We start from the raw sequence: 21,987 nt of genomic DNA, 5'->3' as shown, positions 1-21,987 counted from the left end.
TAACTAACAGGCAAAACGCTCGTTTAACGGGCGTTTTTGCTAATGGACAGCGGGTATGCCGGTTTTTCAAATTATTGCCAAACGTCTCATGGGTCTTGTTTTTGTCGTACTGGGCGTTTCGGTCATTACATTTATTGTCTCCCATCTGATCCCGGGTGATCCGGCACGTCTCATTGCGGGCGACCGGGCCAGCGAAGCCATGGTTGACGCAATCCGTGAAAAACTGGGCCTGAACCTTCCGCTGTATGAACAGTACTGGTTATACCTGAAGGGCTTGCTGCAGGGTGATCTGGGTACTTCCATCCGTACGGGTCGTCCTGTGTTACAGGATTTACTGGCATTTTTTCCGGCCACCATGGAACTGGCCCTGGTCTCCCTGATACTGGCCATTTTGATTGGAGTACCACTTGGGGTGTTATCTGCGGTTTATAAAAACAAGTGGATTGACCAAATGGCCAGAACCATTTCGGTCATGGGTATTTCCATGCCGGCCTTTTGGCTTGGCCTGGGGCTGATTATTATTTTTTATGGCCATCTTTCCTGGTTCCCCGCCGGGGGCCGGCTAAGCCAGGGGGTACCCATTCCTCCGTTTGTCACCGGTTTTTATCTGGTTGATTCGCTGCTGGCCGGGGAAATGCAGACTTTTTACAGTGCGTTCAAGCATATTGTGCTGCCTGCCGTTACCTTAAGTTTTGTGCATCTTGGGGTGGTTTCACGGCAGATCCGTTCTTCCATGCTGGAACAGTTAAGCGAAGACTATATCCGTACCGCCAAGGCTTATGGCTTGCCTAAATGGCAGGTCATACTCCGCCATGCCTTGCCCAATGCCCTGATTCCTTCGATAACCGTGTTGGGCCTGGCGCTGGGCGATCTGTTATACGGCGCCGTGCTCACGGAAACCGTGTTCAGCTGGCCTGGCATGGGGCTGTATGTGGTCAATTCCATTCAGGCACTGGACTTTCCGGCAGTCATGGGCTTTGCCGTGATGGTTTCTTTTGTATATGTGTTGTTGAACCTGTTGGTGGATTTGCTGTATTTGCTGATTGATCCACGTATCAAAGAGGTGGGTTAATGATGGTGATGGTTGCTGGCCTTAAACACAGGGGTTCCTATTTCTGGTATCAATTGCGGCGCAGCCCCATGACCATGGTGGGACTGGGCATTATTGTTTTCATGTGCCTGGCGGCTTTGCTGGCGCCTGTATTGGCCCCTTATAACCCCGACGTCATTAATTTGCGTGCCCGTTTGCAGGCACCATCAATGACCCATTTTTTTGGCACCGATGAAGTCGGACGGGATATTTTCAGCCGGGTTCTGTATGGTGGTCAACAATCCATTGGTGTGGGATTGTTTGTGGCCTTTGTGGCCAGTTTCATCGGGACCATTATTGGCTGTTTTTCGGGTATTTTTGGCAAATGGGTTGACACCGTCATTATGCGCATCATGGATGTGATGTTGTCGGTGCCGTCTTTGGTGTTAACCATGGCGCTGGCCGCAGCATTGGGACCCAGCCTGTTCAATGCCATGCTGGCTATTACCCTGGTGCGAATTCCCTATTACGTGCGGCTTGCCCGGGGGCAAACACTGGGTATTCGCGAAATGGTGTACGTGAAAGCCGCGCAAACTTTTGGTGCCAGTCGTCGCCATATTGTGCAATGGCACGTAATCAGAAACGCCTTGCCCCCCATTATTGTCCAAACCACCCTGGATATTGGCAATGCCATTTTAATGGCCGCGGCCCTGGGCTTTATTGGTTTGGGGGCCCAGCAACCCACGGCCGAATGGGGCGCCATGGTTTCTGCCGGTCGTAATTTTCTGATAGACCAGTGGTGGTATTCCACTTTTCCCGGCCTGGCCATTTTAATCACGGCGATTGGTTTTAACTTGTTGGGTGACGGGGTGCGCGATATGCTGGATCCCAAACAGAAGGTGAAGTAATGCAAGACAATCATGCTGGCCAGACAGATGAATGGGTTCTTAGTGTGGAAAACCTGCATGTCGAGTTTCCCATTTACAAAGGGGCGGTCAAAGCCCTGAACGGGGTTAACCTGCAGGTGGCTGCCGGCGAGATTGTTGGCCTGGTGGGTGAGTCAGGCTCGGGGAAATCGGTGTGTGCCATGATGGGGATGCGATTGATTCCTTCCGGGAGCTACCGGGTAACGCGGGGCACCATACGCCAGTCCGGCAAAGATGTCCTGGCGCTAAGTGAAAAAGCAATGCGCGCCATCCGGGGCAGCGAAGTCTCCATGATTTTTCAGGAGCCCATGACGGCCCTGAACCCGGTCATGAAAGTGGGCAAGCAAATCATTAATGTGATTTTGCAGCATCAATCCATCAGCCGGGCCAGGGCGAAAGAAAAAACTTTGGCTTTGCTACGGGACATGTATATTGCCGACCCCGGGCGGGTTTTTGACAGTTATCCGTTTGAACTGTCGGGCGGCATGCGCCAACGCATCATGATTGCCCTGGCGTTTTCCTGTGAACCCAAACTGTTGATTGCCGATGAGCCGACCACGGCGCTGGATGTGACCGTGCAAAAGCAGGTTTTGCTTTTGCTCAGGGAGCGGGCCCGTAAAACCGGCACCGCCATTTTGCTGATTACCCACGATATGGCGGTGGTCTCCCAGTTTTGTGAGCGGGTATATGTCATGTATGCCGGGGCGGTGGTTGAAGACGGCCTGACCCGTGATGTCATGAAACAGCCCAGACACCCTTACACGCAAGGTTTGCTGGCCGGTTTACCTGAAAATGTAAAGCCGGGTACGCCTTTGAAAACAATTGGCGGACAGGTGCCTGACCTGGCACAATTGCCGGCCTGCTGTGCATTCATGAACCGTTGCGAGCGCAAGGAATATATTTGTCGCAATGCGCCCGATTTATTGCCTTTAATGTCAGATCCGTCTCACAAAGTTGCCTGTTGGATTGTGCAGGAAGAGGATGAACGAAATGCCCGATAAGCACCTTGTTTCCCTGAACGATATTCATGTTCATTTTCCCGTACAAAAAAACTGGTTGGGACAGGTCAAGTCAACCGCGCATGTCCTGAATGGCATAGACCTGCATGCCAGCGCAGGTGAAACCCTGGGTATCGTGGGTGAGTCGGGTTGTGGCAAAAGCACGCTTGCCCAGGTGTTGATGGGGTTGCTGCAGCCTACCCGTGGCAAGGTAAGCTGGCATACTGCCAGCGCTAAACCCAATATCCAGATTGTGTTCCAGGACCCGCAGTCTTCACTGGACCCGCGTTTGCCTGTCTGGAAAGTGATTACCGAGCCCATTCATATCCAGGGTGGGCATTCACGGGTGCAGTTGCGTCAAATAGCCGCTGACCTGGCGGTTCAGGTGGGATTGCGTGAAGAATATCTGGATCGTTACCCGCACGAGTTTTCTGGTGGACAGCGTCAGCGCATTGCGATTGCACGCGCGCTTGCCCCAAATCCTGATATTATTGTGCTGGATGAGCCCACCTCGGCGCTGGATATTTCGGTACAGGCGCAAATTCTGAATTTGCTTAATGATTTGCAAAAAGCCAGAAATTTAAGTTATATCCTGATTTCCCATAATGTTTCGGTTATAAAACATATGAGCAAAAGGATTGCAGTCATGTATTTGGGGCAAATTGTCGAGTTGGGCCCCACATCTGAAGTATTGCAAAAACCGGCACATCCCTATACCGAACTTTTGCTGGATGCTGTTCCCGACATGACAGGTGCCCAAACCATGACAGGGCCCATTGATTTACCCGAATTGCCGGGTAACCGTCACTTGCCCAGTGGTTGTTTTTTTTATGACCGTTGTCGTTACCGGGATGAAAAGGGTTGTCATCTTGCCCAGCCTTTGCGTAGCCTTGGTGCGGCGCAGGCAATAAGATGGGTCCGTTGTTACAAGAATATATATGAGAATCCAATCAGAGCAGAATCCACAGAAACCAGCCTCTAAAAAAGTCAGTTTTGGCGTTATATTATCCCTGTTGCCTTATGTGTGGCAATTCAAATGGCGTGTTGGCCTTGCATTGTTGTGCCTGGTGTTGGCCAAAGTGGCCAGCGTGGTTTTACCCATTTTCCTGAAAGATATTGTTGATCAGCTGAGTATGCCAGGTAATGCGCTGGTTTTGCCCGTGGCCGCGTTGCTGGCCTATGGTTTTGCCCGTATTTCCAGCAGTCTTTTCGGTGAACTCAGGGATGCCCTGTTTGCCAAGGTAACGCAGGGTTCTATCCGTAAAATTGCCAAACGCATCTTCGAACACCTTTTTGGCCTGTCCATGCGGTTTCACCTGCAGCGTCAAACGGGCGGCCTTAGCAGGGATATAGAACGGGGTACCAAGGGCATTGGCTTTGTATTGAATTTCACCCTGTTCAATATTTTGCCTACCCTGCTTGAATTGTTGATGGTAATGGGCATCTTGTTATGGCGCTATGACTTTTGGTTTGCAGCGGTAACCATGCTAACCATTATTGCCTATATCCTGTTCACCTTTACCGTGACCGAAAAACGCATGGTCATGCGCCGACGGATGAACAGTCTGGACAGCATGGCCAATACGCAGGCGATTGATGCCCTCATCAACTATGAAACCGTTAAATATTTTAATAATGAAGCCTATGAAATCAACCGTTATGACGAGAACCTGGGCAAGTGGGTGGACTCGTCCGTCAAGAACCAGGTCTCACTGAATTTTCTGAATGCGGGCCAGGGTGTCATTATTACCACCGGGATTACTGTTTTGCTGTGGATGGCGGCAGACCGGGTTGTACAAGGCAGTATGACGGTGGGTGATGTGGTGCTGGTCTCGGCTTACCTGACGCAACTGTATGCACCCCTGAATTTTTTGGGTTTTATCTATCGTGAAATCAAGAACTCCTTGTCTGATATGGAACGAATGTTCGGGCTCATGGATGAGCAGCAGGAGGTCAAGGATAACAAAGAGGCCGTCGTTTTAAATACCCGTCAGGCCGATATCGAGTTTCGCGATGTCTGTTTTTCTTATGAAAGCGAACGGCAGATTTTGCACCATGTGTCTTTCAAGGTAGGGGCAGGAGAAACGGTGGCCGTGGTAGGCACATCAGGGGCTGGCAAGTCTACCCTGTCGCGGCTGTTGTTCCGTTTTTATGATGTCAGTTCGGGAAGCATCCTGATTAATGGCAGGGATATCCGTTCTTACACCCAGTTAAGCCTGCGCCAGCATATTGGCATCGTGCCTCAGGATACGGTGCTGTTCAACAATTCCATTTACTACAATATTGCTTACGGCCGTCCTTCGGCCACGCACGAAGAGGTGATGGAAGCCGCTAAGTCAGCCAGTATTCACCAGTTCGTGACCAGCTTGCCCGAGGGGTATGAGTCACAGGTAGGTGAGCGGGGCCTGAAGTTGTCCGGGGGTGAAAAGCAAAGGGTGGCCATTGCCCGCACCATTCTGAAAGATCCGCCCATTCTGGTGCTGGATGAAGCCACCAGTGCGCTGGACACCCGAACCGAGCGCAAGATTCAGGATGAACTGTTCCAGATTGCCAAAAACCGTACCACACTGATTATTGCCCACCGGCTTTCCACCATTGTGGATGCCGACCGGATTATCGTGATGGATCAGGGCAGAATCATGGAGCAGGGCACCCATAGCGAATTGCTGGAGAAAAATGCCATTTATGCCCGCATGTGGACCATGCAGTTTCAGGCTTCCAAAGCTTTGGAAGCATCCGAAGCCTGATTTTTGCTTTTTGGTTTTGTATGGTCATATGAAAATGCCCCGAATCGCTTCGGGGCATTTTTGTGCTGCGTTCAGTTTGCCGATAATGACCGGAACATGACTCGTTCCCACGCTCCTGCGTGGGAATGCCTGGCTCCAGTCTTGTTTCCCACGCAGTCGAATGGGAACCAGGCTTTGTTCTTGTTATACCCGCCTATTTCTTAAGCTTGGCAAAGGCAGCGGCCATGGCGTTGTTGGCAGGCGGTTTGTTATCGGCCTGTTGCTGGCGGCCCTGTCCGCGGGGACGGTTGCCCGCCGGGGCGCTGGCGTTGCCACGGCTAACCGGCAGGCTCTCGTCATTCAGCCGCATGGTCAAGGCAATCCGTTTGCGTTGCGCGTCTACTTCCTGAACCTTGACCTGAACCGTTTGCCCAACCCGGACCACATCGCGCGGGTCTTTGACAAACTTGTCCGCAAGGGCGGAAATATGCACCAGCCCATCCTGGTGCACACCAATATCCACAAAGGCCCCAAAGTTGGCCACGTTGGTGACTACACCTTCCAGGATCATGCCGGGCAGCAAGTCGTTAATGGTTTCAATGCCTTCCTTGAAAGTGGCGGTTTTGAATTCGGGACGCGGGTCACGGCCCGGTTTTTCAAGTTCACTGAAAATATCCCTGACCGTTGGCAAGCCGAAACGCTCATCAATGAAATCGGCAGGCGAAACCCCCTTGAGGGCATCTTTTTTGCCAATGATGGTTTTGACATTTGCCTGTATTTTATCCAGGATACGCGCTACCACCGGGTAGGCTTCAGGGTGAACTGAAGAGGCGTCCAGTGGATTGTCTCCGTTGGGGATACGCAGGAAACCGGCTGCCTGTTCAAAGGCTTTGGCACCAAAACGGGAGACGTTCATGAGGGCGGCGCGGTTGGGGAAGGCGCCATTCTGGTCACGCCACTCTACAATATTTTTGGCTAATGTGGTGTTCAGGCCTGAAACGCGGGTTAGCAGGGGGGCAGAGGCGGTATTCACATCAACGCCTACCGCGTTCACGCAATCCTCGATGACCGCATCCAGTGAGCGGGCCAGTTCACGCTGGTTGACATCGTGCTGGTACTGGCCAACGCCAATTGCCTTGGGTTCAATTTTGACCAGTTCGGCCAGCGGGTCTTGCAGGCGACGGGCAATGGAAACGGCACCACGCAGGCTGACATCCAGGTCGGGAAACTCTTTGGCCGCCAGTTCAGAGGCCGAGTAAACCGATGCGCCAGCTTCGGAAACCACGATTTTCTTGACATCGGGGTTGGGGAAAGCCTGCAGCATGTCAGCCACCAGTTTTTCGGTTTCGCGCGAAGCGGTTCCGTTGCCAATGGCAATTAACTGGATCTTGTGGCGGGCAATCAAAGCGGCCAGGCTACGGATGGAACCTTCGCGGTCACGGCGTGGCTCAAACGGATAGATGGTGGCGGTCTCCAGCAGCTTTCCGGTTGGGTCAATGGCGGCAACCTTCACACCGGTACGAATGCCCGGGTCCAGTCCCAGCACCGATTTTGGTCCGGCTGGGGCGGCCAGCAACAGGTCTTTCAGGTTGGCGGCAAACACCTTGATCGCCTCTTCTTCGGCCTGTTCGCGCAGTTTGCCAATCATTTCAGATTCAAAGGCGGTTAACAGTTTAACCCGCCATGTCCAGCGGGAAACCTCGGCCAGCCATTTGCCACGCGTATCGGCATCAAGGGTATAATCGGCATCCAGCTGCAGGAAATCGCTAATGCGAACCACACAGGGGTGGGGCACCAGGGCATCCTGTTCTTCATTCAGGCCGATGCGCAAATCAAGCATTCCCTGCTGGCGTCCACGCAGTAACGCCAGAATGCGATGCGAAGGCAGGGTTTTGACCGGCTCCTTGAAATCAAACCAGTCACGGAAATTGTCGCCTTCGGTTTCCTTGCCTTCCACAACCTTGGAATATAGCCAACCCTGGTTCCATAAGTGCTCGCGCATGTCGGCCAGCAAGTCGGCGTTTTCGGCAAAACGTTCAGCCAGAATGTCGCGGGCACCGTCAAGGGCAGCTTTGGCATCCTTGATGTTCAATTCAGGGTTGATGTATTGTTCGGCCAGCTCGGCTGGCACCGCATTTTTATTAGTCAGGATTTCATCGGCCAGGGGCTCGAGGCCTGCCTCTTTGGCAATTTGGGCCCGGGTGCGGCGCTTGGGCTTGAATGGGGCGTACAGGTCTTCAAGGCGCTGCTTGGTATCGGCCGTGCCGATGGCGGCTTCCAGTTCGGGAGTCAGTTTGCCCTGCTGGCTGATGGATTCAATAATGGCCAGACGACGGGTTTCAAGCTCCCGCACATATGAAAGGCGGACTTCAAGATTACGCAATACGGTGTCGTCAAGGCCACCGGTTACTTCTTTGCGGTAACGGGCGATAAAGGGAACGGTTGCACCTTCATCAAGCAGGGAAACCGTAGCGGCAATTTGTGCCGGACGTACGTTCAGCTCCTGGGCCAGTAGCGTAATAATGCGTTGTTCATCAATGCCTGTGGCAGTTTCGGTACTTGGTGTTTCGGACATGTTTGCTTAAGAATAATTAAAAACGAACTGTAAATTGTGCCATAAGCGACGTGCTTGTAGTGAGGGGGTTACCGATATTCGTTAATTTGTAGGCATGGTTGTCGCCTGAGGCCGGATTATTTCGTCCTCTTTGCGTGGATAAGTGCTGCAGCTTCGTTACTATCATTAAAATGGAGTCTGGGCAGGTTGCCTTTATTTTTTGTTGTTTGGAAAGCGTGTGCGAGTTCTTGATTTTGATATATCCGATTGGTTCCTGCAAGAGGGGCCTTTTTCCGGTGCCATTCCGGGTTACAAGGTGCGGGATGCGCAAATCCAGCTTGCACAGGCCATTGATGAAACCATTCAGGCCAAATCGGTCCTGGTTGCTGAAGCCGGTACCGGTACCGGTAAAACCTGGGCCTATCTGGTGCCCGCTTTTTTGTCGGGTGGCAAGGTTATTGTGTCAACCGGTACCCGTACCTTGCAAGACCAACTGTATACCAAAGATGTGCCACGCCTGAAAAAAGTCATGGCGGTACCGGTTCATGTTGCCCTGCTTAAGGGGCGAAGCAATTATGTCTGCCATTATCACTTAAGCCGGATGGAGCAGGACGACCGTTCCCTGCGTTCAAAAGAAGAGGTCGTGCAGCTTCGGTATATCCGGCAATTTGCCGACCGCAGCCATACGGGTGACAAAACCGATTGCGCCCAGGTGCCCGAAGATGCCGATATCTGGGGCAGGGCCACTTCCACCCGTGAGAACTGCCTGAATCAGGATTGTCCCTTTGTTAAAGACTGCTTTTTGCTTAAAGCACGGCGCAATGCTCAGGAAGCCGATGTCGTGGTGATTAACCATGCCCTGTTTTTTGCCGACCTGGTATTAAAAGAAGAGGGCATTGCCGATTTGCTGCCGGCCGCTGATACCGTCATTTTTGATGAGGCGCACCAGTTGCCCGATACGGCCACCCGCTTCATGGGTGATACGGTTTCCACCTCGCAAATCATGGATTTCCTGAAAACCACCGAGGTGGCCTGTCTGGCCCAGGCACGTGATTCGGCACGCTGGAGCGAGGCCTGCAAAAAAGTGGAATACTATGTGAAGGATTTGCGTCTGGTGGCTGCCGGCATAGACAAAATGCCGGGTAAAAGGGCCACCTACGAACAAATACCCGAAGCGGAAAAATTCAACGAGGCACTGGCCAATATGGAAGACGAGCTGGATAAGCTGGTTCGCATGCTGGTGGCGGTGCAAGAGCGGCACCCGGACTTGATGACAGCCGCCAAAAGTGGTGCAGAGCTAAGGGCAAAAATTTATCGCTGGACCCACAGTGCCTTGCCCGAGGTAGAGCCTGACTCTGATGAAAAAAATGAAAAAACAGCGGTTGTCAATAAGAAACCCCGTCAGCAGGAAGTGCTGGTAAGGTGGGTGGAATTTGGCTTGCATCATTTGCGACTGAATTCGGCTCCCTTGTCGGTGCATACATTTGCCCGATATAAAAAACCGGACCAGGCCTGGGTTTTTACCTCGGCCACGCTTTCCGTTTATAAAGATTTTTCCCATTTCACCAGGCAGCTGGGTTTGTACAATGCCCGCACCGAACGCTGGGAATCGCCTTTCAATTACAAAGACAAGGCCTTGCTATATGTGCCCAACCATCTGCCTGAAACCCAATCCCCCGAGTTTGCCCAGGCCTTTGTGGATACATTGCTGCCCCTGATCAAGGCAACGGCTGGTGGCGTCCTGGTGTTGTGCACCACGCTCAGGGCGGTTGATTATTTTGCTCATCTGCTGATCAAGGCGTTTGACAAGGAAGATATTGACCGTCCTGTGATGAGGCAAGGGGAAAGCACCCGCGGGCAACTTATCCAGCGATTCAGGCAACATGCCAATGCCGTGCTGGTTGGCAGTGCCAGTTTTTGGGAAGGTGTGGATTTTCCGGGGGATATCCTTACCCTTGTGGCTATCGACAAACTTCCTTTTGCCCCACCCGATGATCCCGTGCTGGAAGCGCGTATCAAGGCGTGTCGTGAGGAAGGGGGGAACCCGTTTTTTGAATACCAGATACCTGGCGCGGCGATTGCCCTGAAGCAGGGAGCTGGACGTCTTATTCGTACTGAAAGTGACTGGGGGGTATTAATGGTGGGTGACCGCAGGCTGGTAGAGAAGCCTTATGGAAAATTGCTCTGGCGCGGGTTGCCTTCCTTTAGCCGGACCCGCTATTTGGAAGAGGCCGTTGACTTTTTTGCCAAACCCAAACCACCGGCCGATGAGGCCAGTTAAATTTAAAAACCCCGGCAAACTGGCCATAAAAGCCAATTTGCCGGGGTTTTGCCAATCTGGTTGGAAAGCTTGTATTGAATTTACCCGTTTCCCTGATTAGTTATCAAACCATGACGCAGGCTTGAACATGTCGGTCCAGTGTTTGTCGCCGTCAAGACCTTGCGCATAAAATTTGCTTTCGGGAAAGTTTTGATCAAGCACGCGTTTGGCGTCATTGGCCTGTTCGTTCATACCCAGCTTTTCATACGACTTCATCATGATGTACAGGGCACGCTCGGCTGCCTGAACGCCCGAGAAATCACGAATGACCGCCTGGCTGCGATTAATGGCCGCTACGTAGGCATCCCGTTTGTAATAGTACTCGGCAACGTTAACTTCATTTTCGGCAATGGTGCTAACCAGCCAGGTAAGGCGGGAACGCGCGTCATGGGCGTAACGACTGTCGGGATAGCGGCTGATCAGCTCATTGAATGCCTGGTAGGACTGGCGCAGGCCTTTGGGGTCCCGTTCGCTGGGATCCTGACCGGTATAGCTGCTTAAGAATGCACTGGGCGGTGTAAAGGTAACCAGGCCTTTAAGGTACAGCATGTAATCGGTGCCGGGATGGTTGGGGTACAATGCAAGGAAACGGTTAATGGCCGCCGTTGCCTGTTCGGGTTCGTCATCTTTCCAGTATACATACGCCTGGTCAATAAGTGCCTGTTGGGCCTGGCTGCTATAAGGGAAGCGGGTTTCCACGGCTTTCAGGTGCTGGCTGGCACTTTTCCACTCAGACGCCCGTACGTTTTCCCGGGCTTCCTGGTAAAGCTGATCTGCTGTCCAACCTTGTGTTTTGTCTTCCTGGCTCTTGAACACACCACTGCACCCGGCCAAGGCCAGGGAACACAGCACCAATAATGAGTGACGAAGAATACTTTTTTGCATAATTAGATGGGTTACAGTAAGTTAAAGGCCAAAACGGTTCACACAATGTTAGCATTGCGACACAACATTATATGATTATTAATCCATGTCTGATACCACAATTTCCCAACAAGATGAATTTATTGACACAGAACCACGCATTTTCAGGGTGCCGGTTTCGGTAAAGGGTGATCGCCTTGACAAGATACTGGCACAATTGATTCCCGAGCATTCAAGAAGCCGGCTGCAATCCTGGATAGAATCGGGATATGTAACTGTAAACGAAAAACAGGGTAAAGTCAGGCAGATTGTAGGAGCCAGTGACATTATCACTGTCTGGGAGCCCATTGCCGAAGAAAGCCTGGCGTTCACGCCAGAACCGGTTGAATTCACGGTTTTGGGGCAAAACAGTCAGTGGATAGTGGTTGAAAAGCCCGCTGGGCTGGTGACCCATCCGGGGGCCGGCAATTGGCATGGTACCCTGCTAAATGGCCTGCTTTACCGCTTTCCCGAGTTGTCGCAGGTGCCACGTGCAGGTATTGTTCACCGGCTCGACAAGGATACGTCAGGTCTTCTGGTGGTTGCCCGTACCGAACAGGCACAAACCCACCTGGTGAGGCAATTGCAGGCCCGAACAGTGGGTCGCGAATACGTTGCCCTGGTGATGGGCAGGGTTATGCCACAGGGAATAATAGACGCTCCGATAGGGCGCGACCGTAAAGTACCGGTGCGGATGTCAACCGACCGGCCCATTGCGCCCAAAGAAGCCCGGACTCACTATGCCCTGCTTGCATCGGGTATGGTGGAAGATAAATCCGTGTCATGGGTACGCTGCAAACTTGAAACCGGACGCACGCATCAAATCAGGGTGCACTTATCCAGTATCGGGCATCCGCTTCTTGGCGATGAGTTATACGGTGGCAAACCATGGGCAGGGGCGCAGCGGCAAATGCTACATGCAAGACGGCTGCAATTCATCGACCCCGAAACCGAAACGGTTTGTGAATTTGAGTCCGCGCTGGCGCAAGACATGCAGCAGGTTATTGCCAATATTCAATGGGAAGAGGCACCACAATGACAGGTGTGAAAGCGGGGTATGGGAATGCAAATCCGGCATTGGACAAGACGGTTACGGGGCAGCAATGGCCCGGTGTGCGGTATTTTTGCACCACCCGTCAGGGGGGAGTCAGCCAGTCGCCTTATGACTCTCTGAATATGGGCATGCATACGGGGGACGATCCGCTTGCCGTTGAGCAAAACAGGAAACGGCTGCAGCGTCTGTTGCCAGGACCCGTGGTGTGGCTTGAACAGGTGCATGGCACCGACGTGTATGATGCTGACCTGGTTGATGCAACTGATATGCCCATAACGGCTGATGCCGCGGTCACGACAGAAAACAACCGGGTGCTTGCCATCATGACGGCTGATTGCCTGCCGGTTGTCATGGCTTCGGAAAATGGCGAGGTGATTGGTGTCGCCCATGCCGGCTGGCGGGGTTTGCTTAATGGTGTGCTCGAGAACACCCTGGAAATAATGAGAAGCAAGGCCCCCCGTAAAAGTTTACGGGCATGGATTGGTCCGGCTATCGGGGTTGAGGCTTTTGAAGTTGGTCAAGAGGTTTATGACGCTTTTATGAAGAGTGATGAAAGTCAGGCGTTGTTTTTTCGATCACATCCACGTAATGCGGGAAAATGGCTGGCCGATTTGTCGGGGCTTGCTGTTTACCGTTTGAATAAAAATGGTGCAAGTGCTGTTGAAGAAAGCAAATTTTGTACTTTCACGGATCAGGAACATTTTTTTTCATATCGAAGGCAGGGTCAGACGGGGCGTATGGTGACTGTTGTGTGGAAGGTAAAACCACCGGCATAAGTGTTACCCCAAACAACGTTCTTTCTCACAAGGTTGAATAACTTTGATTATTCCTTTATCTTAAAGAAATAAGTGTGAGTAAACGTTGTCACGTGTTTCGGGACTAAAAAGGGGGGCGAAAACGATGAAGTATGATTCATTTACAAAAAACATGCCTTGGATGATGCCAATGGTAAATCCAGCGCAAATCCAGCAATTGCAAACAGAGTTTACCGAAAGTTTCAGGCAGCTTATGTTGCAGGCCACCCAGGGAAGCCTGCCTCCTGTCAAAGACCGTCGTTTCAGCAGTGAGGCATGGCAACAGAATCCACAGTTTTCTGCACTGGCCCATCTTTATCTGCTTTCAGCCGGCACGATGCATAAATGGGTTGATCAACTGGAAATTCCAGATGCCAGTCGCGAACGTTTGAAGTTTTCGGTAACGCAATGGCTGGATGCCTTTGCCCCATCCAATTTTTTTGCGCTAAATCCTGATGCTTTGAAAGCCTTTCAGGAAACCCAGGGGGAATCGTTGCAAAAAGGCATGGCAAACTTAATGCATGACATGCAAAAAGGGCGTATTAGCCAAACCGATGAAACGGTTTTTGAAGTGGGCCGCAACCTGGCGATTACCGAGGGTTCAGTCGTATTTGAAAACCCGTATTTCCAGCTCATTCAATACAAACCGCAAACCCCTTCCGTATACGAAACGCCTCTGTTAATGGTGCCGCCCTGTATCAATAAATACTACATTCTTGATCTGCAACCCGACAATTCACTGGTGGCCTATACCGTTGCCCAAGGTCATACCGTATTCCTGATATCCTGGCGCAACCCTCTTCCGGAAGACAAAGATGACATTCAAAATGCCAGTTGGGAAGATTACATTGAAAATGGCGTATTAAAGGCTATTTCAGTCGTGTCTGAAATTTCCGGGCAAAACAAAATCAATGCGCTTGGGTTTTGTGTTGGCGGAACCATGCTGGCATGTGCTTTGGCCGTTGCCCGTAAACGTGGTCAGGATCCGGTGGCAGCATTAACCCTGTTAACCACCTTCCTTGATTTTGAAAATACCGGTGTCATGGATGTATTTGTGGACGAGGCGCATGCCTCGGTGCGCGAGCAGCAATTGGGGCAGGGTGGTTTGCTGACGGCCGCTGAATTGGGCACGACCTTTTCTTTTTTGCGCCCCAATGAGCTGGTCTGGAATTATGTGGTTAACAATTACCTGAAAGGGCAATCACCCGCCGCATTCGACCTGCTTTACTGGAATGCCGACGGTACCAATTTGCCAGGACCTTTCTTTACCTGGTATTTCCGTAATACTTACCTTGAAAATAACCTCAAAAAGCCTAATTACATCAACATTACAGGTACGCCCGTTGATCTTGGGCTGCTGGATATGCCTGTGTATATATATGCGTCTAAAGAAGATCATATTGTGCCCTGGGATTCTGCTTATGCATCCACACATATCCTGCAAGGACCCAAACGGTTTGTCTTGGGCGCATCGGGTCATATTGCGGGGGTCATCAACCCGCCTGTTAAAAACAAGCGTAATTACTGGGTTTCCAATGCAGAGGCAGAGCAGGGCTTTCCGGTTAGCAGTGAATGGTTTGGTAACACTACCCAGGTTCAGGGCAGCTGGTGGCCAGACTGGTCTGAATGGCTGGCTTCTCATGCCGGCAAGAAAGTACGGGCAAAGAAAACCGCGGGTAATGGGAGTTACCCTGAGTTAGAGGCGGCACCCGGAAAATATGTAAAAGTTAAGGCAGTATAGTATTAATATTTGTAAATGAGTCAATAAAAAATCCGGAGATCTTATGAGTCAGAAAATTGCATATGTAACAGGTGGAATGGGTGGTATCGGAACCTCTATTTGCCAGCGTTTACACAAAGAAGGTTTTAAGGTTATAGCAGGCTGCGGGCCTAACCGAAATGCCCAGAAATGGATCGACGAGCAGGCGGCGTTGGGGTACAAGTTTTTTGCTTCTTCCGGTAACGTTGCCGACTGGGATTCAACCGTTGCCGCTTTTGAAAAAGTAAAAAAAGAGCACGGTCCTGTTGACGTTCTGGTTAATAATGCCGGTATTACCCGTGATGGCGTTTTCCGTAAAATGAGCCTTGAAGACTGGAAAATGGTTATGGATACCAACTTGAACAGCCTGTTCAATGTCACCAAGCAGGTGATTGAGCACATGTACGAAAAACGTTGGGGCCGTATTATCAATATCAGTTCGGTTAACGGACAAAAAGGCCAGTTTGGCCAAACCAATTACTCAACGGCCAAAGCGGGTATTCATGGCTTTACCATGGCGCTTGCCCAGGAAGTGGCCAGTCGCGGTGTAACGGTCAATACCGTTTCTCCGGGTTATATCGGTACTGAAATGGTTCGTGCCATTCGTCCCGAAATACTGGAACAGATTGTGGGCACCATTCCCGTTCGCCGTTTGGGTACACCCGAAGAAATCGCATCAATGGTGGCGTGGCTGGCTTCGGAAGATGCCGGCTTCAGTACCGGCGCCGACTTCTCGGTAAACGGTGGCTTGCATATGGGGTAATTCCTTGCCCCACCCTTGCGGGTGGGGTTGTACACTTCTTTATATAAATTATTATGATAAATTCACCAGAAACCGGTCAAACACGCATTATTAAAAAATACCCCAATCGCCGGCTTTACGACACCGAATCCAGCACTTACATTACCCTGGCCGATGTCAGAAAACTGGTGCTTGATAACGTCAAGTTTCAAGTTCTGGATGCCAAAACCAGCGAAGATATCACCCGAAGCATTTTGCTGCAAATCATTCTTGAGCTTGAAGGCGGCGGGGTGCCTATGTTCAGTTCCACCATGCTAGAGCACATTATTCGGTTTTATGGCAATGCCATGCAGGGGGTAATGGGTACATACCTTGAAAAAAACATGCAGGCTTTTGTTGATATCCAGGAACGGCTGGCTGATCAATCAAAGAGTATGTATGGGTCGCAGTTCAGTCCCGATGCCTGGGCACAATTCATGAATATTCAGGCCCCTGTACTGAATAATGCCATGAGTAATTACGTGGAACAGTCCAAGAACCTGTTTGTGCAAATGCAAGAGCAAATGCAAAACCAGACCCAAAATATGTTTGGGGCTTTTCCTTTTGTCACACCACAAGATAAAGAGAAGAAATAAGGGTGGTCAGCCCTTTGGTTCATTCAACCGGTTTGCCTGAATGGGGAATGTGTTGCCAGCATGTCAACATATTTTCCAACCTGGCGACTTTCAACATCCAAAAACGCTTCAATTGCCGCTGCAAAATCTTGTCTGGCAATCCAGTGTGCTGAATAGGTGGTAACTGGCAGTAAACCACGTGCCAGCTTATGCTCCCCTTGGGCACCACCCTCAAAATAACGGAATTCATGTTCAATGCAAAACTCGATGCTTTGCATATAACAGGTCTCAAAATGCAGGCCGGGAATAAATTCATGCGCTCCCCAATAGCGGCCATAAACGGTTTCATCGCCAATAATATTCAGGGCGCAGGCAACGGATTGGCCGTTTTTAATGGCAAGTATCAATAGGATATTGTCCGGACATTTTTGCAGGTATGAATGGAAAAATTCCCGATTCAGGTAAGGGGCGCGGCCACGTTCGTAGTAGGTGTTTTGGTAGCAGGAAATAAAAAAATCCAGCGTTTCCGGGCTTATATCACTGCCACGCAAATGTCTGAAGCTGACGCCGGCGGCCAGTACTTTCTTGCGATCCTGGCGTATTTTTTTGCGTTTGTCATAATTCAGCTGCTTCAGGAAATCCTCAAAACTTTCATAACCCCGGTTTTCCCAATGGAATTGCACGTCTTCCCTGATCATATAGCCGCATTCACGAAGAATGTTTAAATCTTCGTGGTTGGGAAACAGGACATGAAGAGAGGAAACGCCCATTTTTTTGGCTACTTCAATGGCCTGTTCAGCCAGAATCCGTTTGTGTTGCTGGTTGTTGGATAAGAGCCTGGGTCCCGTAACGGGGGTAAAAGGAATACTGCAAACCAGTTTGGGGTAATACGCCAAACCATGACGTTCAAAGGCATTGGCCCATGCCATATCAAAAACAAATTCACCACGTGAATGGGTTTTTACATAAAGCGGCATGAGTCCCAAAGGCGTTTGGTGTTCGTCTTGAAGGTATAAATACCGGGCATGCCACCCATATTCCGGTGCCACGCAGGTGCTGGAGTGCAGTGTTTGCAGGAAATCGGGACCGGTAAAGGGGTTTTTCTGGCAGAATGACTGCCATGTGTCCGCCTTCAGGTCTGAGGGTGAGTCTAGTATCGAAATCTGCAGTTTTTGGGACATAATGAGTCAGTACAGCACGGGTGAACAGGGAATAGGAGTCACGGTAATTACCGGATTCCTGGGGAGTGGTAAAAGTCATTTTATCAGGCAATTGTTAAAACGGCCTGATGCAGGGCGGGTTGCGGTTATCGTCAATGAAATAGGCAGGATTGGGCTCGATCATCTTATCTACAGGCACTTAAGTTCCCGGCTTGTGCTGCTTGAAGGTGGCTGCCTGTGTTGCCAGCTGCACGCAGACCTGAGCCAGACGCTGCGTGAACTGTTCATGCAGGCCATGCAAAAGAAAATTCCCGCATTCAGCCATGTCATTATTGAAACTTCTGGCCTGGCTGATCCGTCTTCCATTGTTTTTACTTTAAAGCATGATTTCTTTCTGAAAGAACGTTTTTACAATGCCGGTGTCTTATGTGTGGTGGACAGCTGTCATGCCGAACAGCAACGGCAGGATAACCCCGAATGGTTAAGCCAATTGCTGGCGGCTGATGTGGTGTTGTTGTCTAAAGAAGATATATGTCCTGAAAAGGTGCCCGCTTTAAAAAAACGGATTAAGGCGATTGCCATGGGTGTTCCGGTGTCAAGCAAGTCAGACCTCGAAGAGGCGGAAGATCTTTTTGGTGTTTTGGCTGCCTTGAAGCAGCAAGGCAAACAAAAACTGCCTGCTTTTGGAGTGCGTTGGCAAACCGCCGGCCGGCCGTCATTAAAGCCACAGGCAAGCCATACCGATGTGGATGTCATTACCCTTACTTTTGGGCAAGCGCTAAAAAGAGGGCGTTTTATTGCCGCACTGGACGCCATTGCGGAAAAATATGGTACTGCCCTGTTAAGAATGAAAGCAGTGGTGCAGTTTGCAGGTGATGATCGTTTTTACCATGTGCATGGCGTGCATCAGCAGCGTTCTTCGTTTGAGGTATTGGATATTGAACCGCAGGAGCCTGACAGTACCACGCCATGTGTGGTATTGATTATTAAAAAAGGATATTGGCAGGAAGAGGACAGGACGCTTTTCAATGTGTCTTAATATGCAATTCATTCCAAAGATAAGGTTTTCTCTGTTTTATGTAAAAAACAAATAAAATAGAGTTGTAAAAAACATTTTACAGGGGATCTGTCATGACTCTACATAAACAGTCAAAAGATGCCAATCTTATCCGGGTAGGGCAGCTTGAAATTCGTTATCTTCAAGAGGCGGATTATTGGCCCTCGGTATTTTCAGGAAATAGCCGACATTGTTAATGCAGGCGGACCTCGGGATAAAGGCAGATTGATGGAGGTAATGCAGCGCTATGGTCTGGTGCCTGTTAATGTATCGGCTTCCGGATAAAAGAAAGGGAAATCAGGAATAGATAAAATGCGGCAATAAATTGATTCAATAAAAAAAGGACTTGCCGAAAATACGGTAAGTCCTTGATTTATCTGGTTGCGGGGGCAGGATTTGAACCTACGACCTTCGGGTTATGAGCCCGACGAGCTGCCAGACTGCTCCACCCCGCGTCTGAAGAGTTAAATAATAACCCTAATTGACATAAACAAGCAAGTGTTTTCCATTAATTTTACATATTTGTTACAAATTAGTGGTTTTATAGTGGTTTTATTCTGGATTTTGGATTTATGTGCGGATAATGAAGTGTGCAGGTTGATTAAATAGGGAGGGGCGGACAATTACAAAAGATGGCTTATAATCGCTAAAAACAGGACAAATAGCAAAAACGCCTGTTTCAATAAAGAAACAGGCGTTTTTAAATCTGGTTGCGGGGGCAGGATTTGAACCTACGACCTTCGGGTTATGAGCCCGACGAGCTGCCAGACTGCTCCACCCCGCGTCTGAAGAATATAATAGTAGTCTACCTGCTATAATAATGCAAGCCGTTTACCTGATTTTAATAACAAACCACTTACTGAACCATGGATGAACATTTAATACGCAATGTATTGGAGGCCGCGCTATTGTGTGCTCAGCAACCAATGAGGGTATCTGATCTGGCAAAATTGTTTGCAGAGTCGGATGAGGTAAAAATTGATGTAATTAAGCAACAATTGTTAAATTTGCAAGACGCATGGTCAAATAAAGGTTTAGAATTAGCGCAATTGGCTAGTGGGTGGCGTTTTCAAAGTCGTCCACAAATGCAAAAGTATTTAGAACGCCTTAATCCAGAAAAACCACCTAAATATTCAAGGGCGGTTTTGGAAACATTGGCAATTATTGCCTGGCGTCAACCGGTTACACGGGGCGACATAGAAGATATTCGCGGTGTAACGGTTTCTTCCCAAATCATTAAAACTTTAGAAGAGCGTGGCTGGATAGAGGTGTTGGGTCATCGGGATGCACCTGGAAGACCGGCCTTGCTTGGGACCACAAAACAATTTTTAGATGATCTGGGATTAAAAGCGCTGGATGAATTGCCTGGTTTGGCCTCTGAGGGAGAGGTGCTTCTGGCTGCCGGAGATAAACTTGCCGGCCTGTTTCCTCTTGAGGAAAGTCAGGAAGAAAATGGCAGTCATGAGCAGTCGCCAGTTGCGGAATCAAATCCTGACACGGCAGTTGTCCCCGAGTGTGGGCAAATTGTCAATAATGGTTAAAAAGCAATAAACATTTAAGTGAAAAACGCTGGCAAATGCAAGTTTTTACTTGTCAGTGTTTATTAATGGTAAATCACTAAGACCACTTTAATTCAAAGTGCTTTCGGAAGAAGGTCAAATAAGCAAATATATGAATACAGTAACGGAAACCGTCACGATTGTCGCGGGAGGTGAGGCGCAGCCCGACTCAACTCAAGTGAAAAGCAAGGGTCGTAAATTGCGTACGCCATTCAGGCGCAGGCGTGCTGATGCAGCAATCGAAACCAAAAAAGAAAAAACAGTTGCGGCAGAGCAAACGGAAAACGTTCCGGTGCCCGCAAAACGAACACGCAAGCCAGCCGTCAAGAGCGGGGCTGCCACAGGCAAACGCAAACCGGTGGCTCGCAAGTCTGCGGCAAACCGGCCGGCACAGGATGTGTCTTTGCCAGAGTTGGTGAATGATGATCAGGTGTTTGATGAAAATGAATCAAATAATGCCCTGGCGTTTCTGGATAAATCGGCAAAACTTGAGCAGCGTTTGGGTAAGTATCTGACCAGTGATGCGGTCATGCCCAAGTTGCACAAGGTTTTGGCGGATGCGGGTGTGGGTTCGCGTCGTGAAATGGAAGAGTTGATTATTGCCGGGCGCGTTTCCGTTAATGGTGAGCCTGCGCATATTGGCCAGCGGGTTGGTATGAATGATGCGGTTCGTGTTAATGGACGCCTGGTTGCCCGTCCCAATGCCAAACGCCCGCCCCGTGTGATTTTATATCATAAACCCGCCGGAGAAATTGTCAGTCATGATGATCCTGAGGGACGTGCCACCGTGTTCTCGCGACTGCCCAAGATGCGGACGGGGAAATGGGTGTCAGTCGGGCGTCTTGATTTGAATACCGAAGGCTTGCTGATATTTACCACCTCTGGTGATTTGGCCAATCGGTTCATGCATCCGCGTTATGGTAACGAGCGTGAGTATGCGGTTCGTGTTTTGGGTGAATTGGGTGCCGGGCAGATAGAGTCCTTGACCAAGGGTATTCAGTTGGATGACGGCATGGCAGCGTTTGGGGTTATGGAACATATTGGCGGTGAAGGCAGTAATCGCTGGTATCGCGTCACGATTCAGGAAGGCCGTAATCGTGAGGTTCGTCGCATGTTCGAGGCTGTAGGTGTGACGGTCAGTCGTCTGATTCGTACACGTTTTGGGGAAGTTGTCCTGCCAAGGAGCCTGCGTCGTGGGCGCTGGGAAGAATTGGATTCTTCATTGGTAGTGGCCTTGATGGTTCGTCTGGGTCTCATGAAGGCTGATGATGACTCGGTGTCTGGTAAAGGGCGTGAGCGTCAGCCGATATCGCATGATAATGCCATGCCACCGGGGTTTGAATCTGCTGTTCCTGATTTGGGTTTTGGTCCCTCCTCGTATGGAAGGGCGGCGGGTAATGGGCAGCGTAAACCCGCTCGTCCTGGTGGTTTGTATAATCGCAAAACCAATCAACCGCGTAATGAAGGGGGGGGTTATTCTAAAGACTCCCCCAGAAAAAACACGCGTGCCAAGCAGGAGGCTGTTGCCCGTCCTGAAGGGGGGCACAAGGCCCGGGGAACGGCTCGTAATAAAGATGATTGGCAGCCCAAAGGTGTGGCGGCCCATGAGTCCAGGTTGGGTTTTGTAGGTCGTGGCAGAGGCGGTCGATAGGCTGTAACGATGTTGTTTTGTTGGTAAAATATCAAATACTTAGCAAAGTGTCGGGTTTTTTGATATAATCACAGGTTGTCTAGTTGTAATTTTCTTTTTTAAAAAGAATGCAATTGGTTTATGGAACGAATATATAAAAA

At 50.2% G+C, this 21,987-nt stretch carries 17 protein-coding genes, 2 tRNA genes and 1 pseudogene; 15 read left to right on the top strand and 5 right to left on the bottom strand.

Annotated elements, in window-relative coordinates:
• The first annotated feature begins 55 nt into the window (after positions 1-55).
• From IE074_RS03730 to IE074_RS03710, 5 genes are read left to right on the top strand one after another with little or no spacing between them, the layout of a single operon-like run.
• Positions 56-1,072: an ABC transporter permease gene (locus IE074_RS03730; RefSeq protein WP_189384111.1), complete on the top strand. Its 1,017-nt coding sequence runs from the start codon at positions 56-58 to the stop codon at positions 1,070-1,072.
• Complete coding sequence (gene ddpC, locus IE074_RS03725) at positions 1,072-1,938, top strand: D,D-dipeptide ABC transporter permease (RefSeq protein ID WP_189384110.1); 867 nt, start codon at positions 1,072-1,074, stop codon at positions 1,936-1,938. Before IE074_RS03730 ends, ddpC begins: the two co-directional genes overlap by 1 nt.
• Positions 1,938-2,957: an ABC transporter ATP-binding protein gene (locus IE074_RS03720; protein WP_189384109.1), complete on the top strand. Its 1,020-nt coding sequence runs from the start codon at positions 1,938-1,940 to the stop codon at positions 2,955-2,957. The genes ddpC and IE074_RS03720 overlap by 1 nt, the downstream gene beginning before the upstream one ends.
• Positions 2,947-3,936, top strand: coding sequence for an oligopeptide/dipeptide ABC transporter ATP-binding protein (locus tag IE074_RS03715; RefSeq protein WP_189384108.1), 990 nt, complete (start codon positions 2,947-2,949; stop codon positions 3,934-3,936). Before IE074_RS03720 ends, IE074_RS03715 begins: the two co-directional genes overlap by 11 nt.
• Positions 3,893-5,701 carry an ABCB family ABC transporter ATP-binding protein/permease gene (locus tag IE074_RS03710; protein WP_189384107.1) on the top strand — a complete coding sequence of 603 codons (1,809 nt, stop codon included), beginning with the start codon at positions 3,893-3,895 and terminating at the stop codon, positions 5,699-5,701. Before IE074_RS03715 ends, IE074_RS03710 begins: the two co-directional genes overlap by 44 nt.
• A gap of 193 nt (positions 5,702-5,894) precedes the next feature.
• Here the strand turns inward: IE074_RS03710 and IE074_RS03705 are convergent, their stop codons facing one another.
• The gene (locus IE074_RS03705; RefSeq protein WP_189384106.1) at positions 5,895-8,255 is read right to left on the bottom strand and encodes a Tex family protein; all 2,361 of its coding nucleotides are present in this window, start codon (positions 8,253-8,255) and stop codon (positions 5,895-5,897) included.
• Between the two features lie 217 nt (positions 8,256-8,472).
• Here IE074_RS03705 and yoaA point away from each other — a divergent pair, with 217 nt between their 5' ends.
• Complete coding sequence (gene yoaA, locus IE074_RS03700) at positions 8,473-10,515, top strand: DNA repair helicase YoaA (RefSeq protein WP_189384105.1); 2,043 nt, start codon at positions 8,473-8,475, stop codon at positions 10,513-10,515.
• 96 nt (positions 10,516-10,611) lie between these two features.
• On the opposite strand, the gene IE074_RS03695 is transcribed toward yoaA, so the two are convergent.
• Positions 10,612-11,439 (bottom strand): outer membrane protein assembly factor BamD, encoded by an 828-nt coding sequence (locus tag IE074_RS03695; RefSeq protein WP_189384104.1) that lies wholly within the window; start codon positions 11,437-11,439, stop codon positions 10,612-10,614.
• An 85-nt stretch (positions 11,440-11,524) separates the two neighbouring features.
• Here IE074_RS03695 and IE074_RS03690 point away from each other — a divergent pair, with 85 nt between their 5' ends.
• The 5 genes from IE074_RS03690 (at position 11,525) to phaR (ending at position 16,441) form a co-directional block, all read left to right on the top strand.
• Positions 11,525-12,496 carry an RluA family pseudouridine synthase gene (locus IE074_RS03690; RefSeq protein WP_189384103.1) on the top strand — a complete coding sequence of 324 codons (972 nt, stop codon included), beginning with the start codon at positions 11,525-11,527 and terminating at the stop codon, positions 12,494-12,496.
• A complete protein-coding gene (pgeF, locus tag IE074_RS03685; RefSeq protein WP_189384102.1) occupies positions 12,493-13,287 on the top strand; it encodes a peptidoglycan editing factor PgeF in 795 nt (264 codons plus the stop codon). Before IE074_RS03690 ends, pgeF begins: the two co-directional genes overlap by 4 nt.
• A gap of 169 nt (positions 13,288-13,456) precedes the next feature.
• The gene (locus tag IE074_RS03680; RefSeq protein WP_229793870.1) at positions 13,457-15,046 is read left to right on the top strand and encodes a PHA/PHB synthase family protein; all 1,590 of its coding nucleotides are present in this window, start codon (positions 13,457-13,459) and stop codon (positions 15,044-15,046) included.
• Positions 15,047-15,089: 43 nt separating this feature from the next.
• Entirely contained in the window at positions 15,090-15,827 is a 738-nt protein-coding gene (gene phbB / locus IE074_RS03675) for an acetoacetyl-CoA reductase (RefSeq protein WP_189384101.1), read from the top strand.
• Positions 15,828-15,880: 53 nt separating this feature from the next.
• Positions 15,881-16,441 carry a polyhydroxyalkanoate synthesis repressor PhaR gene (phaR, locus tag IE074_RS03670; RefSeq protein WP_189384100.1) on the top strand — a complete coding sequence of 187 codons (561 nt, stop codon included), beginning with the start codon at positions 15,881-15,883 and terminating at the stop codon, positions 16,439-16,441.
• A 23-nt stretch (positions 16,442-16,464) separates the two neighbouring features.
• Here the strand turns inward: phaR and IE074_RS03665 are convergent, their stop codons facing one another.
• The gene (locus IE074_RS03665) at positions 16,465-17,601 is read right to left on the bottom strand and encodes a GNAT family N-acetyltransferase (protein WP_189384099.1); all 1,137 of its coding nucleotides are present in this window, start codon (positions 17,599-17,601) and stop codon (positions 16,465-16,467) included.
• Between the two features lies 1 nt (position 17,602).
• Between IE074_RS03665 and IE074_RS03660 the strand changes: the two genes are divergently transcribed.
• Both IE074_RS03660 and IE074_RS14955 read left to right on the top strand, forming a co-directional pair.
• Positions 17,603-18,619, top strand: coding sequence for a CobW family GTP-binding protein (locus IE074_RS03660; RefSeq protein WP_189384098.1), 1,017 nt, complete (start codon positions 17,603-17,605; stop codon positions 18,617-18,619).
• 92 nt (positions 18,620-18,711) lie between these two features.
• Positions 18,712-18,834: a hypothetical protein gene (locus IE074_RS14955; RefSeq protein WP_268247303.1), complete on the top strand. Its 123-nt coding sequence runs from the start codon at positions 18,712-18,714 to the stop codon at positions 18,832-18,834.
• A 181-nt stretch (positions 18,835-19,015) separates the two neighbouring features.
• Here the strand turns inward: IE074_RS14955 and IE074_RS03655 are convergent.
• Both IE074_RS03655 and IE074_RS03650 read right to left on the bottom strand, forming a co-directional pair.
• Positions 19,016-19,092 (bottom strand) — tRNA-Met (locus IE074_RS03655).
• Positions 19,093-19,344: 252 nt separating this feature from the next.
• Positions 19,345-19,421, bottom strand: a tRNA-Met gene (locus IE074_RS03650).
• Positions 19,422-19,503: 82 nt separating this feature from the next.
• Between IE074_RS03650 and scpB the strand changes: the two are divergent.
• Positions 19,504-20,160, top strand: a pseudogene (gene scpB, locus IE074_RS03645) (SMC-Scp complex subunit ScpB); the annotation flags it as partial.
• A gap of 148 nt (positions 20,161-20,308) precedes the next feature.
• A complete protein-coding gene (rluB, locus tag IE074_RS03640; protein ID WP_189384096.1) occupies positions 20,309-21,847 on the top strand; it encodes a 23S rRNA pseudouridine(2605) synthase RluB in 1,539 nt (512 codons plus the stop codon).
• The last annotated feature ends 140 nt before the right edge of the window (positions 21,848-21,987 follow it).

The sequence above is a fragment of the Advenella faeciporci genome (assembly GCF_014652395.1).
Classification (GTDB): Bacteria; Pseudomonadota; Gammaproteobacteria; order Burkholderiales; family Burkholderiaceae_B; genus Advenella; species Advenella faeciporci.
This window is presented reverse-complemented; position numbering and strand designations above follow the sequence as displayed.